At 66.3% G+C, this 12,689-nt stretch carries 13 protein-coding genes and 2 riboswitches; of the genes, 2 read left to right on the forward strand and 11 right to left on the reverse strand.

The features are described from left to right. Positions 1 to 4: 4 nt before the first annotated feature. Positions 5 to 2,353: a TonB-dependent receptor gene (locus IVB29_RS00940; protein WP_247501508.1), complete on the reverse strand. Its 2,349-nt coding sequence runs from the start codon at positions 2,351 to 2,353 to the stop codon at positions 5 to 7. 116 nt (positions 2,354 to 2,469) lie between these two features. Continuing rightward, positions 2,470 to 2,672: riboswitch (cobalamin riboswitch) on the reverse strand. 73 nt (positions 2,673 to 2,745) lie between these two features. On the opposite strand from IVB29_RS00940, the gene IVB29_RS00945 reads away from it, so the two are divergent. Next, positions 2,746 to 3,318 (forward strand): histidine phosphatase family protein, encoded by a 573-nt coding sequence (locus IVB29_RS00945; protein ID WP_247501509.1) that lies wholly within the window; start codon positions 2,746 to 2,748, stop codon positions 3,316 to 3,318. On the opposite strand, the gene cobT is transcribed toward IVB29_RS00945, so the two are convergent. The 8 genes from cobT to cbiE all read right to left on the reverse strand — a co-directional run bounded on the left by cobT (position 3,311) and on the right by cbiE (position 10,504). Then, positions 3,311 to 4,363, reverse strand: a complete 1,053-nt coding sequence (cobT, locus tag IVB29_RS00950) for a nicotinate-nucleotide--dimethylbenzimidazole phosphoribosyltransferase (protein ID WP_247501510.1) — start codon at positions 4,361 to 4,363, stop codon at positions 3,311 to 3,313. The genes IVB29_RS00945 and cobT overlap by 8 nt on opposite strands. Before the next feature lie 10 nt (positions 4,364 to 4,373). After that, entirely contained in the window at positions 4,374 to 5,123 is a 750-nt protein-coding gene (gene cobF, locus IVB29_RS00955) for a precorrin-6A synthase (deacetylating) (RefSeq protein ID WP_247501511.1), read from the reverse strand. A gap of 39 nt (positions 5,124 to 5,162) precedes the next feature. Continuing rightward, positions 5,163 to 5,840 carry an energy-coupling factor ABC transporter permease gene (locus IVB29_RS00960; RefSeq protein WP_247501512.1) on the reverse strand — a complete coding sequence of 226 codons (678 nt, stop codon included), beginning with the start codon at positions 5,838 to 5,840 and terminating at the stop codon, positions 5,163 to 5,165. 36 nt (positions 5,841 to 5,876) lie between these two features. Next, positions 5,877 to 6,093, reverse strand: a riboswitch (cobalamin riboswitch). Positions 6,094 to 6,140: 47 nt separating this feature from the next. Then, the gene (cobA, locus tag IVB29_RS00965) at positions 6,141 to 6,872 is read right to left on the reverse strand and encodes a uroporphyrinogen-III C-methyltransferase (RefSeq protein WP_247501513.1); all 732 of its coding nucleotides are present in this window, start codon (positions 6,870 to 6,872) and stop codon (positions 6,141 to 6,143) included. Beyond that, positions 6,869 to 8,179 (reverse strand): cobyrinate a,c-diamide synthase, encoded by a 1,311-nt coding sequence (locus IVB29_RS00970; protein ID WP_247501514.1) that lies wholly within the window; start codon positions 8,177 to 8,179, stop codon positions 6,869 to 6,871. The genes cobA and IVB29_RS00970 overlap by 4 nt, the downstream gene beginning before the upstream one ends. After that, positions 8,179 to 8,961, reverse strand: a complete 783-nt coding sequence (cobM, locus tag IVB29_RS00975; RefSeq protein ID WP_247501515.1) for a precorrin-4 C(11)-methyltransferase — start codon at positions 8,959 to 8,961, stop codon at positions 8,179 to 8,181. Before cobM ends, IVB29_RS00970 begins: the two co-directional genes overlap by 1 nt. Further along, positions 8,958 to 9,326, reverse strand: coding sequence for a cobalamin biosynthesis protein (locus IVB29_RS00980; protein WP_247501516.1), 369 nt, complete (start codon positions 9,324 to 9,326; stop codon positions 8,958 to 8,960). Before IVB29_RS00980 ends, cobM begins: the two co-directional genes overlap by 4 nt. Next, on the reverse strand, positions 9,323 to 10,504 hold the full coding sequence (cbiE, locus tag IVB29_RS00985; protein ID WP_247501517.1) for a precorrin-6y C5,15-methyltransferase (decarboxylating) subunit CbiE: 1,182 nt from the start codon (positions 10,502 to 10,504) through the stop codon (positions 9,323 to 9,325). The genes IVB29_RS00980 and cbiE overlap by 4 nt, the downstream gene beginning before the upstream one ends. Between cbiE and IVB29_RS00990 the strand changes: the two genes are divergently transcribed. Next, a complete protein-coding gene (locus IVB29_RS00990; RefSeq protein ID WP_247501518.1) occupies positions 10,503 to 11,249 on the forward strand; it encodes a cobalt-precorrin-6A reductase in 747 nt (248 codons plus the stop codon). The two genes, cbiE and IVB29_RS00990, sit on opposite strands and share 2 nt — an antisense overlap. On the opposite strand, the gene cobJ is transcribed toward IVB29_RS00990, so the two are convergent. Both cobJ and IVB29_RS01000 read right to left on the reverse strand, forming a co-directional pair. Beyond that, positions 11,225 to 11,959 carry a precorrin-3B C(17)-methyltransferase gene (gene cobJ, locus IVB29_RS00995; protein ID WP_247501519.1) on the reverse strand — a complete coding sequence of 245 codons (735 nt, stop codon included), beginning with the start codon at positions 11,957 to 11,959 and terminating at the stop codon, positions 11,225 to 11,227. The genes IVB29_RS00990 and cobJ overlap by 25 nt on opposite strands. Next, positions 11,956 to 12,687, reverse strand: coding sequence for a precorrin-2 C(20)-methyltransferase (locus IVB29_RS01000; protein WP_247501520.1), 732 nt, complete (start codon positions 12,685 to 12,687; stop codon positions 11,956 to 11,958). The genes cobJ and IVB29_RS01000 overlap by 4 nt, the downstream gene beginning before the upstream one ends. Positions 12,688 to 12,689 lie beyond the last annotated feature (2 nt).

The raw sequence follows: 12,689 nt of genomic DNA on the forward strand, positions 1-12,689 counted from the left end.
CGCCCTACCATCTGAACGCCGCCGAGATCTCATAGGTTCGGGGCGCCCCGAGCAGGATCTGATCGGGATAGAACGGATCGCCCCAGATCGCGTAACGCTTGTCGGCGATGTTGCGCACGCGAAAAGTCAGGCGGGCCTGGTCGACCGCGTTGAACACCGTCTTGGGGATATCGACGAAGGCATAGACGTCGGCGACGGTGTACGCCTTCAGCGTCACGACGTTGGCGTCGGTGTTGTAGCGGTCGCCGACATGGCGGCCGGTGATGCCGAACTCCACCGGCCAGGGCGTGAAGAAGCGGTACGACGCGCCGGCATTGGCGACGACCCGCGGCACGTTCGGCGGCGTGTTGCCGGAGAACGAGCCGCCGACGAAATTGAAGTCGGCGTAGCGCGCATCGACATAGGCGATGTTGCCCCACAGGCGCAGCGGCTCGATCGGACGCACTGAGGTGGCGAGTTCGACGCCCTTCGACTCCTGCCGCCCGGCGATGTTGAGCGCCATGCCGCCGGCAGCCGCATAGACGTTCTTGCGCAGGATGTCGTAGGCCGAGAACGACCATTCCGCCCGGTTGTCCCAGAACAGGTGCTTGACGCCGGTCTCATAGGTGCGCGCGGTGGTCAGGTCGAGCGGCTGGGTCGGCGCGAGCAGAAAAATGTTGTTGGCGGAGATGTCCGCGCCGGTTGCGTACTGGCTGAAGAAGGTCAGGCCTGGCACGGCCTCCCAGGTGTAGCCGATACGACCCGTCATCGGGACCCATGATTTCGAGAACGGGAAGCCGGCGTTCACAAGGCCGGCGACGTCGGTCGAATTGCGGTCAAGCCCGATATGCTCGACGCGCAGGCCGCCGATCAGCGCGAAGTTGCGCGTGAGCTTCAGCCGGTCCTCGAACGACAGCGCCTCGTTGTCGATCCGTGCGGTCTGCTGCTTGGTCGTGAGATCGCCGTAATAGCCGCGCACGGGATCGACGAGCGGGACATAGTCGTTCGGGAAGATCGCCTCGCCCGGCCTGACGAAATCGAGATAGCTCGACGACAGCGTCGTGACCAGGCGATTGTCGAAGCCGGCGACATTCGCGTCCCAGATCAGGTCGGTGATGTTGCCGACCAGGCGCTGACTATGCGCGACATAGAAGCGCTCGCGATACACCTCGTTCCTAGTGGAATCGAATGCCTCGATCTCGTTGTTGAACCAGGTGCGCTCAGCGCCGTAAGCATAGGCCTGACTTTTCAAGGTTAGGTCAGGGGCGAGCTTCAGCTCGAAGCCGCCGCGCAGCCAGACCTCCTGCGCCACGTTCTTGTTGTCGAGGACATTGTAATTGGTGTTGAAGGTTCGGTCGTCGATCGTGACGGCCCCAAGATCAGTCCTGTTGAAATAACTGCCGGAGACGATCCCCGTCGTGGCATGCGAGCCGATATAGGCAACCGGCACCAGTGGCGCCCCCCAATAGGCTTTTGAGTGATCCTCACGGTACTCGACCGCGCCCCAGACCTTCAGGCTGTCGGAGATGCGATAATTGAGCTGGCCCGACACATCCAGCGTCTTGGTGTTGGTGTCGTCGGCAAACCCGTTGAGCGAGGAGCGGCCGATATCGAAGCGGTAGTCAAGGCCCTGCACATTGGTGCTGCCGCCCGATCCGTAATGGGTGCGGAACGAGTTGAGGGAGTCATACGAGAAATCCGCTTCGTTGCGGATCGCTCCGGTGTGCGGCTGCTTGGTGACGAAGTTGATCGCGCCGCCGGCGGCCCCCTCGCCCGACATCAGCGAGGCCGGGCCTTTCAGGATTTCCACGGCCTCCAGATTGGCCGTGTCCATCACCCGTGAGGTCATGTTCTGCGGGCCGATCTTGATGCCGTTGTAGAGCGTGTTGATCTGGCTGTTGGTGAAGCCGCGCATGGAGAAGGCGGAGGGCTCGGCCGGATTGTCGCCGGCGGTGACACCGACCGCGCCCTGCGCAACGTCGGACACGGTGCGATAGCCCTGCTCGCGCATGGTCTCGGCCGAGATCACCTCGACGGTTGCGGGCGTCTCACGCACGGTCAGGCCGAGACGCGAGGCGCTCTCGGCGACCGCGTTGCTGTTGAGCGGTGTTTGCACCGTTGCCGTCGGCACGACAGGCTTGGGCGCTGCCGTTGTGGTCGCGTGCCTGCGCGCTGCTGCGCGGCGTGCGCTCTGCACGTCCCGGCCTGCGGGCCTCGCCTGCTTGCGGGGTTGGGCGGGCGATACCTCGACGGGCCGCAGCGGCTCGCGAGCCTGCTGCGCCAGTGCGGCGGGCCAATCAAGAACGGCAAAGGATGTGAGTGCGGCGGAGGCAAGCAGGAATCTGCGCGAGCGTAGAATACGGATGGACAACACGGTCTTGGACCTCGGTATGACGTCAGTGGCACGTCACAGCGAACCAAGGTCTCATCTTCTGGCTTTGCAGCCTTCCAATGAAGCCAAATGTCTGTACTCCCCGACCGACATCTTCGCGTGTGACCACGGCTGACGGCAGGTCTCCTGGCTCGCGGGTCATTACCTTGCATCGCCTTCCCGGGACCGAGATACCCAGTGGCTCGTGACACAAGATTCGCCGCTTACAGTTGCGGGGGCAGCCACGGCATTGGAGACAATGTCCCCGCACCGCATTCCCTTTTCATCCCCTCGCGGGGAAACCGTCGAAGCCATCTAGGATTACGAGCAAGACAGAGTCAATGTGCAAGCTGCGGCGCTATTGCCACAGCGACCAACTTCCTTGGGAGATCTGCATGGAAGGCGAGACCTTCCTCTGGCTGATACGGCATGCGCCCGTCGATGGCGTCAAAGGGACGATCCATGCCGCCGACGCGCCGGCCGATCTCGGCGACCGCGCGGCGTTCGAGGCGCTGCGGCAGCGCCTGCCGCGGGATGTCGCCAGCTATGCTAGTCCGTCACGGCGCACGGTCGAGACCGCGCGGGCGCTGGGGCTCGAACCGGCCCTGGTCAGCGAATTCAGCGAGCAGAATTTTGGCGACTGGACCGGACGGAAGCATGACGAGCTCTCCGCGACCGGTGGCGAGGCCTATGCGCGGTTCTGGAGCGATCCGGCGCGCGGAAAGCCGCCGGGCGGCGAGAGCTTCGAGGACCAGGTCGCGCGCGTCCGGCTGGGGCTCTCGCGCATCGATGCGGGCTCCGCAACGCTCGTCGTGCATTCCGGCACGATCCGCGCCGCGCTCTGTGTTGCACTGGATCTCACGCCACAAGCAGCCTTGCGCTTCGTGATCGATCCGTTGTCGCTGACCCGGATCGACCGGCTCGCGACCGGCTGGCGCGTCGTCTTCGTCAATCAGAGGATCAGCTAGGTCTGTCAGGCACGTTGGCCTGCGCAAACGTCGCCATCCCGTTGTGGAGGCTGCATGCCAACCGCACCAGCGGCAGCGCGATCGCCGCACCCGATCCTTCGCCGAGCCTGAGATCGAGGCTGATCAGCGGCTGCACGTTCAGCGCGCGCAGCACCAGCCGATGCCCTTGCTCGGCCGATTGGTGCGACGGCAGCAGGAACGACTGGCACGACGGGTTGAGCCGCGTCGCCGCCAAAGCCGCGACCGAGACAATGAAGCCGTCGATCAGCACCGGAATGCGGCGCTGTGCAGCCGCGATGATCGCGCCGCAGATCGCCGCGATCTCGAGACCGCCGACCGCGCTGAGAATCTTTTCGGGCGCAGCACCAGCAACACCATGATGTGCAATCGCGGCATCGATCACACGCGCCTTGTGCGCGCGGCCGGCCGTATCGACACCGGTGCCGCTGCCCGCAATCTCCTCGGCACTGATGCCGAGCAGGCTTGCTGCAATCGCTGCCGAAGCCGTGGTGTTGCCGATGCCCATCTCGCCGCAGATCAGAAGATCGGGTTGGCTGGTCGCGGCGCGCGCAACCGCGCGCTGGCCAGCTTCAAAGGCGAACGCCAGTTCGGACGGCGCGAGCGCCGGCTCGACGCTGAAATCGCGGGTACCGTTGCACGGCTTGTCGGTGACGATGCCCGGCAGCTGCTCCTGCGCGAGTGTGCCGGCGTCGACCACCTCCAGGCTGGAACCAAGCTCGCGTGCGAGCACCGAGATCGCCGCGCCGCCGGAGGCGAAATTCGCCATCATCGCGATGGTCACGGCTTGCGGATAGGCCGAGACGCCCTGCGCGACGATACCGTGATCGCCGGCGAAGATGATGATCGGCACCCGCGCGGCGCGCGGCTGCTCGGTCGCTTGCAGGCCCGCAAGCTCGATCGCGAGCTGCTCCAGCCGGCCAAGCGCGCCGGTCGGTTTTGTGAGTTGCGCCTGGCGCACAATCGCCGCGTCGCGATGGATCACGGAGACATCGGGGCATTTTTGGGAGACCCAATCGGGGAGCATGCTGCCTCGCTTACGGCCTGCGCTTGAGAATGTAGCTGTCCATGATCCAGCCGTGCCGCTCGCGCGCCTCTTGCCGCAGCGCGACGATGCGTGGGCCGACCTCGGCGAGCGCGCCGGACATGATGACCTGATCGCGCATGCCGAGATAGGCGCCCCACCAGATATGAAGACCTTCCGGATCGAGCGACTGGAATGCGGTGCCGCCGTCGAGCATCACGACAATTGTGTCGACGCCCTGCGGCCAGCCGCCTTCGCGCAAGCGACGGCCCGTCGTCACGAGAAAAGGCTCGCCAATGTCGTTGAGCGGCAGCGCATGCGCCGCGCAGAGCGCCTGGATCGAGGTGATGCCGGGCACGACCTCGATCTCAGGCAAGGGATCGAGCCGTCGCGCGATGCGCAGCGAGGAATCGTAGAGCGAGGGATCGCCCCAGATCAGCAGCGCGACCTTGCCGTTGTCGTCGAGATGGTTGGCAATCGTCTGCGACCACGTCGCAGCGACCGCATCGTGCCAATCGTCGACGCCCTTGCGGTAGTCCGCGTCACCGGCATCGCGCACCGGAAGATCGAACTCGGCGATGCGCGTCTTGTCGCTGGCGAGCACATCCGCGCAGATCGTCCGCCTGAGATCGGCGAGATCGGATTTCGCTGTCCCCTTGCGCGGGATCAAGACGAGATCGGCCGCGTTGATCGCCGCAATCGCGGCGCGCGTGAGCTGGGCGGGATCGCCGCAACCGATGCCTATCAGGGAGAGCGTGAGCATCGCTTGTGGAGGCGGCCATCGCGGCCGCCCCCAGGTCTCTTAAGCCGCGTTGTGCAGGCGCGGCGTGACGAAGCCGGGCGCCGTGACACCGCGCAGCGACTTCGCCAGTGCCAGCACGGCAAGATCGGCCAGCGGCTCGATCACGATGACCAGAGCATAGGAGGCCGCGAACGTCGCGATGTTGACGAGGTTCGTCGCGCCAAAGCCCGCACCATAGATCGCCCAGAACGCGACCCAGGCGATGACGCCAGCCTGATACGTGGTCGACAACGCCAGCGCCTGGCGGTACTGCAAATCGACATAGGCGTTGGCGCGCGGAATGATCCGTGTGGCGATCGCCTGGATTGCGAACAGCGGCACCAGCAGCGTCGTGACGTTCATGCCATATTGCGGCAGGTCGGGCGGCTCGAAGAAGATGCCCTGGAACAGCAGTCCGAACGCGAGACCGAAGGCGGCAGGCGCCGCGCCAAACAGCAGGAACAAGGTCGAGCCGAGGATGAAGTGTACCTCCGACACGCCGACCGGAAAGTGCGGCAGAATCTCGAAGAAGACGAACACGAGGCCTGTAGTGGCCAGCGTCCGCGCGGCGAACGAGATAAGTCCCTGCTCGCGCACGGTCTCGACCGCGAGCTTCAGCGCAACGCCGCCGACGGCGACGCCGGTTGCGTAACTCAATACAAGCTTGGCGTCCGACACCAGTCCGGGTTCGATATGCATGGCTCAGATCCTTCCTGCCGTCACACCCGACGGCCTTGGCCTCAAAAAATGCAGGGCCGGTCTCCTGGCTCGCGGTTCACTGGGTTCTCCGGCCTTCCCGAGCCTTACGGCCCAGTGGCTGATCGAAGTCCCTCACCGCTTACAGTCGCGGGGGCGGCTGGGGTTTTGGGCAGCGCTAAGTCCGCCCACCCCCATTCCCGATTATGCTCCAGCGGTTTGCGCCGCGTCGAGCACCATGCATCTCCTCTGTGTGCCCCTTTCGCCAGCCGGGCGTCAAGGGGCGAAGGGCGGCCGACGCAATTATGACGGATAGTCTCCCGCCAGCGCTCCGAACAGGATCACGGCGGCGGTCGAAGCCGCGCCTCCCCGGGCAAGCTGCTCGGCCAACTCGGCAATCGTGGTGCGGAGCAGGCGCTCGTCGTCGCGCCCGAGGGATTCCGCGAACAGCGCCGGGGTGCTGGGCGCGAGGCCATGCTCGATCAATTTCGCGGCAAGCGCCGGAAAGGTGCGCCGGCCCATATAGACCACGGTCGTCGCTTCGGGATCGGCCAGTGCCGCCCAGTTCAGATTCTGCGGCAGCTCGCCAGTGACATCGGCCCCGGTAATGAACTGCACCCGGCGCGAGGTATGGCGCCGGGTCAGGGGAATGCCGGCCCGGGCCGCAGCGACGCAGGCCGTTGTGACGCCGGGAATGATCTCGTAGCCGATGCCGGCCTCGCGCAGCGTCTCCAACTCCTCTTCGAGCCGGCCGAAAATACCGGCATCGCCGGACTTCAGGCGAACGACGCGCACGCCGGTGGCGGCATAGTCGACCAGCAGGCGATTGACGTGATGCTGTTTTGTGGACGGCCGCCCTGCCCGCTTCCCCACCGCCACCAAATTGGCCCCGGGCCGGGCGAGATCGAGGATCGCACCCGAAGCTAGGTCGTCATAGAGCACGACATCGGCCTCGCGCAGCCGCGCGGCACCCTTGAGCGTGAGAAGGTCGGGGTCGCCGGGGCCGGCGGAGATGAAGGAAACAAAACCGCTCACCGGTCCTCCGCGATCAGATGGAAGAACGTGCCGGTGGCGTGTCCCCGCCGCGAGCCGGTCTCGGCAATGACCGCGCCCGTCGCGTCATGCACGACCGCCAGCGGCATATCGGGCTGGGCGAGGATGGTCGAATAATGAAACTCGTGGCCGCGCAGGCGCGCGCCCGCCTGATGCCCCGGCATTGGGGCTGCGAGCGCGGCGAGACGATAGCCCAGATGCATGCGGCGCTTGGCAAAGCTCGTCTCCAGGCCGAGCAGTCCCGTCATCTCATGGCGAAGGCCGTCGGCGTCGGTCAAACCTGCGCCCAGCACCATATAGCCTCCGCATTCGCCATGCACGGGCCGTGTCTCGGCGAAAGCACAGAGGCCGCCGCGGAAGCGATCATTGGCGGCGATCTTGCCGGCATGAAGCTCGGGATAGCCGCCGGGCAGCCAGCACACGTCGGCATTCGCATCGGGCGTTTCATCGGCAAGCGGCGAGAATGTCGAAATCTCCGCTCCAGCCGCGCGCCAGGCTTCCAGCATGTGCGGATAGACGAACGAGAACGCCGCATCGCGGGCAAGCGCGATGCGCTGCCCAGGTGGCGTCACGTTTATCCCGTTCGCTGCTGGTTGCAGCGACCAAGCGGCAGCCGATCGCAGCACCGCATCGAGATCGACATGCTCGGCGACGAAACGCGCGGCCTCGTCGATCAGCTTGCCGATCTCCGCCTGCTCCTCGGCCTGCACGAGACCAAGATGCCGCTTCGGCAGGTTGATCTCGGCATGGCGCGGCAGCGCGCCGAACACGGCGATACCAACGTCGTTCAGCGCATGCCGCACGAGAGCTTCATGGCGCGGGCTGGCGACGCGGTTGAGCACCACGCCGGCAAGGCGCAGACCGGGGCGATAATCGCGAAGCCCGGCGGCGATCGCGGCTGCCGTCTGCGCCTGTCCGGAAGGGTCGATCACCAGCACCACCGGCCAGCCCAGCATCTCCGCGATGTCAGCGGTCGCCCCGGTGCCGGAGACGCCGCGCGCGGCCACACCGTCGAACAGGCCCATCGAGCCCTCGGCGAGCACGACGTCTGCATCAGCGCCGCGGCTGACGAGATGCGCGATCGCTCCGCGATCCATCGCCCAGCTATCGACGTTGACGGAGGCGCGTCCGGTGGCGGCCGCATGAAAAGCGGGATCGATGTAATCAGGACCGCTCTTGAAGCACTGCACGTTCAATCCGCGATTACGCCAGGCGCGTGCGAGCGCCAGCGTCAGCGTGGTCTTGCCGACACCGGAGGCAGGTGCGGAGATGACAAGACTTGCCGGCATCAGGACGCCTCCGGAAAACGCGGCTCGGCGCCGACGGGGCGATAGCGGCGGTCGTAGTCGGCGGCGTAGAGTCGGCTCTCGGCAAAATCCGCCGCGCCCAGTGTCCTGCCAATCAGAATGATTGCAGTGCGCTCCATCTCGGTACCGACAGCGGCATCGAGCGTTGCAAGCGTGGCGCGGACGATGCGCTGGTCGGGCCAGCTTGCGCGCCAGACGATCGCGACCGGGCAGTCCGCGCCGTAATGCGGCGTGAGCTCGGCGACGACCTTGTCGAGCAGATGGATCGACAGATGGATCGCGAGCACCGCGCCTGTGGCGGCGAAGGCGGCGAGCGTCTCGCCTTCGGGCATCGCGCTGGCGCGGCCCGGCGTGCGCGTCAGCACGACGGTCTGGGCAAGGCCGGGCAGCGTCAGCTCGGCCTCCAGCGCGGCGGCCGCAGCAGAGAAGGACGGCACGCCCGGCGTGACCGTGTAGGGAATGCCGAGCGCACGCAGACGGCGGAGCTGCTCGCCCATCGCCGACCAGACCGAGAGATCGCCGGAATGCAGCCGCGCGACGTCCTTGCCCTGCGCATGCGCGGCGGAGATCTCCGCGATGATCTCGTCCAGCGACAGTGGCGCGGTATTGACGATCCGCGCTCCCGGCGGGCAATGCGCCAGCACGCCCTCAGGCACCAGCGAGCCGGCATAAAGACAGACTGGACATGACGCGATCAAGTCGCGGCCACGCAGCGTTAGCAAATCAGGGGCACCCGGCCCGGCGCCGATGAAGTGCACCGTCATGCGCCGTCTCCTTCCGCGATCGCCGCGGTCGCGGTGCGGTCCTGCGAGACCACTCGTGTTGCAATCAGGCGCGCGCGAGGACCAGCCGCCGCGAGCGCCGCAGCTTCAGCAACAGATCCCGTGCCGAACTTTTCCGTGACGAGCTTTGACTGCGTCGGCGTATTGATGCCGGCCAGTATATCTGCCGGGACAGCCTTGATCGGTACGCCGCATTCCTGCGCGAGCTGCTTTAGCGCCTCGGCATCGGCCTTGTCGCTGACGGTCGCCACCGCCGCAAGGCCTTCAGTGCCGCCGGCCGCCAGCAGCGCCTCGCGCAGCGAAGCCAGCGTGACATCCTTCTTGAATCCGAGTCCGGCGACCTTCATCTCACCGCGCTCCATTGCACCACGGGGCGCGCCGCCTCCCAGGACCGGTAGCGGCCGAGCGGGGAGGCATGCGCAATCTCCACCCGCATCAACTCGCCGCCATGGCGCTGATGCAACTCGCCGAGCAGCGCTTCCGTCTCCAGCGTGACTGAATGTGCAACGAGTCGCGTCCCCGGCGCGAGCCGTGACCAGATGGCGTCGAACATCGTGCCATCGAGGCCGCCGCCGATGAAGACGGCATCCGGTGCTTCCAACGCAACGAGAGCTTCGGGCGCATTGTCCGCGATGACCGTGATCCGATGCGCCAAACCGAACGCCGCCGCATTGCTGCGAATGTTCGCTGCGCGGTCCTCGCGTGCCTCGATCGCGGCCGCCGTCCCGCCGCACAGCGACCATTCGACCGAGATCGAACCCGAGCCGGCACCAATGTCCCACAGGCGCTCGCCGGGGCGCGGTGCCAGCGCCGAGAGCGCGAGCGCCCGCATCCGTCGCTTGGTGATCTGGCCATCATGGATGAAGAGATCGTCTGATAGTCCCGAGCTGCGCGGAATGCCCGGCGCCCCCATCGCCAGCACCGCCACTGCGACCAGATTTCCGGGAACATCCTCAGCAAAAAGATCAGCGCGATGCTGGTCGATATATTCGTGGGGGCCGCCGAGCGCGGCGAGAGTCCACAAGATCGACGCGCCCCATCCGCGTTCCGTCAGCCATTTCGCGAGATCGCCGACCGCCTTCGCGTCGCGCACCAGGCAAATGATCCGTGCTTCTCGCGACAAGTGCGGCACGAGGCGCTCGAACGGCGCAGCATGAAGGCCAAGGCACGTCACGGACTCGAGGCGCCAGCCCAGGCGCGCTGCGGCGAGCGAGAAGGTCGACGGCGCCGAATGCGTAATCCACTCGTCACTCCCGAGCTTCTCGGCAAGACTTGCGCCGGCGCCGTGCCAAAACGGATCGCCGGAGGCGAGCACCGCCGTCGGCCGGCCGCGGCAGCTCAGCACGATCTCCGTATCGAACGGCACCGACCAAGGGCGGCCGCGGCTCCCCACGCCGGCGAGCGCGAGATGCCGTTCACCACCAAAGACAGTTTCCGCCTTCGCAAGCGCCTTTCGGCTTGCCTCGGACAGCCCGGCAAGGCCATCTTCGCCGATGCCGATGATGGTCAGCCAGGGATCAGCCATGATACGCGCCCTTATTCTGGGCGGAACTGCCGATGCGAGCCTGCTCGCCTCGGCGATCGCGCGCGCGCGCGTGGGTGCCGTCTATTCCTATGGCGGCCGCACCCGCGCGCCCGCCGATCAGCCGCTGCCGACCCGAATCGGCGGCTTTGGTGGCGCCAACGGGCTTGCCAATTACATCCGCAGCGAAGGCATCACGCGTGTGATCGACGCAACGCATCCCTTCGCCGCCGAGGTGAGTCGCAATGCAGTCGAAGCGTGTGCGCAAACCGGCACACCGCTGATCGCACTCGAACGCGCGCCCTGGACGAAAGCGGCCGGCGACAACTGGATCGAAGTCGCCGATGTCAACGCCGCGGTCGCCGCGCTTCCCGAGTCGCCCGCAAAAATATTCCTCGCCATCGGCCGCCAGCACATCGCGCCGTTCGCGACCAAGCCGCAGCACGCCTACACGCTGCGTTTCGTCGATCCACCCGAGGCGCCACAGCCCTTCGCGGCCGAAATGATCGTGTCGCGCGGACCGTTCATGCTCGATGGCGAACTGGAGATGCTGCGCACGCGCGGCATCGCCTGGATCGTTGCCCGCAATTCCGGTGGCGACGGCGCGCGCGCCAAGATCGATGCGGCCCGCATGCTCGGCCTGCCCGTGATCATGATCGCGCGACCGCAACTGCCCGAGCGTCAGCGGGTTGAAAGCGTGGCCGAGATCATGCAGTGGCTCGGTCATCGGACTTGCCTCGGCGCATAGACCCAACGGCCGACGCGGCGCGTCTGCGAATTGCCAACGATCACCAGCGTGCGCATGTCGGCCATCTCGGGAGTCGCTTCGTTCAGCGTGACGGTTTCGACCTTCTCGTCCGTAGCGCTAACCGCGCGCGCGAAAATCACGAGGCGCTCGCCGCAGCCGACCTCTTTCAGCACCGCAAGCGCACGGCCAAATCCTTCCGGGCGGCTCGCTGAACGCGGATTGTACATCGCAATCGAAAAATCGGCCTCAGCAGCCAGCCGCAGCCGCTTCTCGATCACAGCCCAGGGCTTGAGATTATCGGAGAGATTGATCGCGCAGAAGTCATGGCCGAGCGGCGCGCCGGCCCGCGCGGCCGCCGCCAGCATCGCGGTGATCCCTGGCAGCACGCGGATCGGCAACTCCTGCCATTGCGGCGCCTGTTCCAATGCCTCGAACACGGCGGAGGCCATCGCGAACACGCCGGGGTCGCCGGAGGAGACAACGACGACCTGGCCGCCTTCGGCCGCAAGCCGCAGCGCCTCGCTCGCTCGCGCGAGCTCCTCGCGATTGTCCGATGGATGCAGCTTGAGCCCCGGTCGCGGCGGCACCCGCGAGACATAAGGTGCATAGCCCAGAATATCCGTCGCGGATGCCAGCGCGGCGGACACCTCGGGCGTCACCATCGCCTCGCTGCCGGGGCCAAGACCGGCGATGGTCAGCGTGCCCGTCATTCGGCGGCGTCCAGATGCCGGCCCTTGCCGTGCACGAGCACGATCGCGAAATACGGACACTCAGTGGCATCGATCTCGGCGAGCCGCACGACGCGCTCGCCCGGCATGGTGCCGCGTTCGACGAGCCAGGCATCATCCAGCCGGCCGGCGGCCGCAAGCGCGCTACGCACTTTTGCGAGATTGCGGCCGGTCTTCATGATGACGAGCGCATCGGAATCGCGCATGCGCCGTTCGAGCTCGGGCTCGGCGAGCGTGCCCATCAGCACGGTCGTCACGTCGTCGCCGAGCGCGATCGGCTGTCCCACGCCGTTCCAGCAGCCGACCATGCCGGGAATGCCCGCGATCACCTCGATCTCGACACGGCCTTGCAGGCGTGTGTGCAGATGCATGAACGAGCCGTAGAAGTAGGGATCGCCCTCGCAGAGCACGACGACATCGACCGCACGCGCAAGCCGAGCGAGGCGCTCGGCCCATTCGTCGTAGAAGCCAGCGAGGAGTTGCACATATTCAGGGCTGTCGAAGGCGATCTCGGTCGTGACCGGATATTCCATCGCGTATTCGGTGACGTCGGAAGCTAACATGCCCTCGACGATCCGGCGCGCCTGGCCCGGCCGGCCCTTCTTGCGGAAATACGCGACGTGCTTCGCGGCACGCACGGTACGATCCGCGCGCACGCTCATGAGGTCGGGATCACCGGGGCCGAGACCGCAGCAGATGATGCGTCCCATCG

It is taken from the genome of Bradyrhizobium sp. 1 (assembly GCF_023073315.1).
Classification (GTDB): Bacteria; Pseudomonadota; Alphaproteobacteria; order Rhizobiales; family Xanthobacteraceae; genus Bradyrhizobium.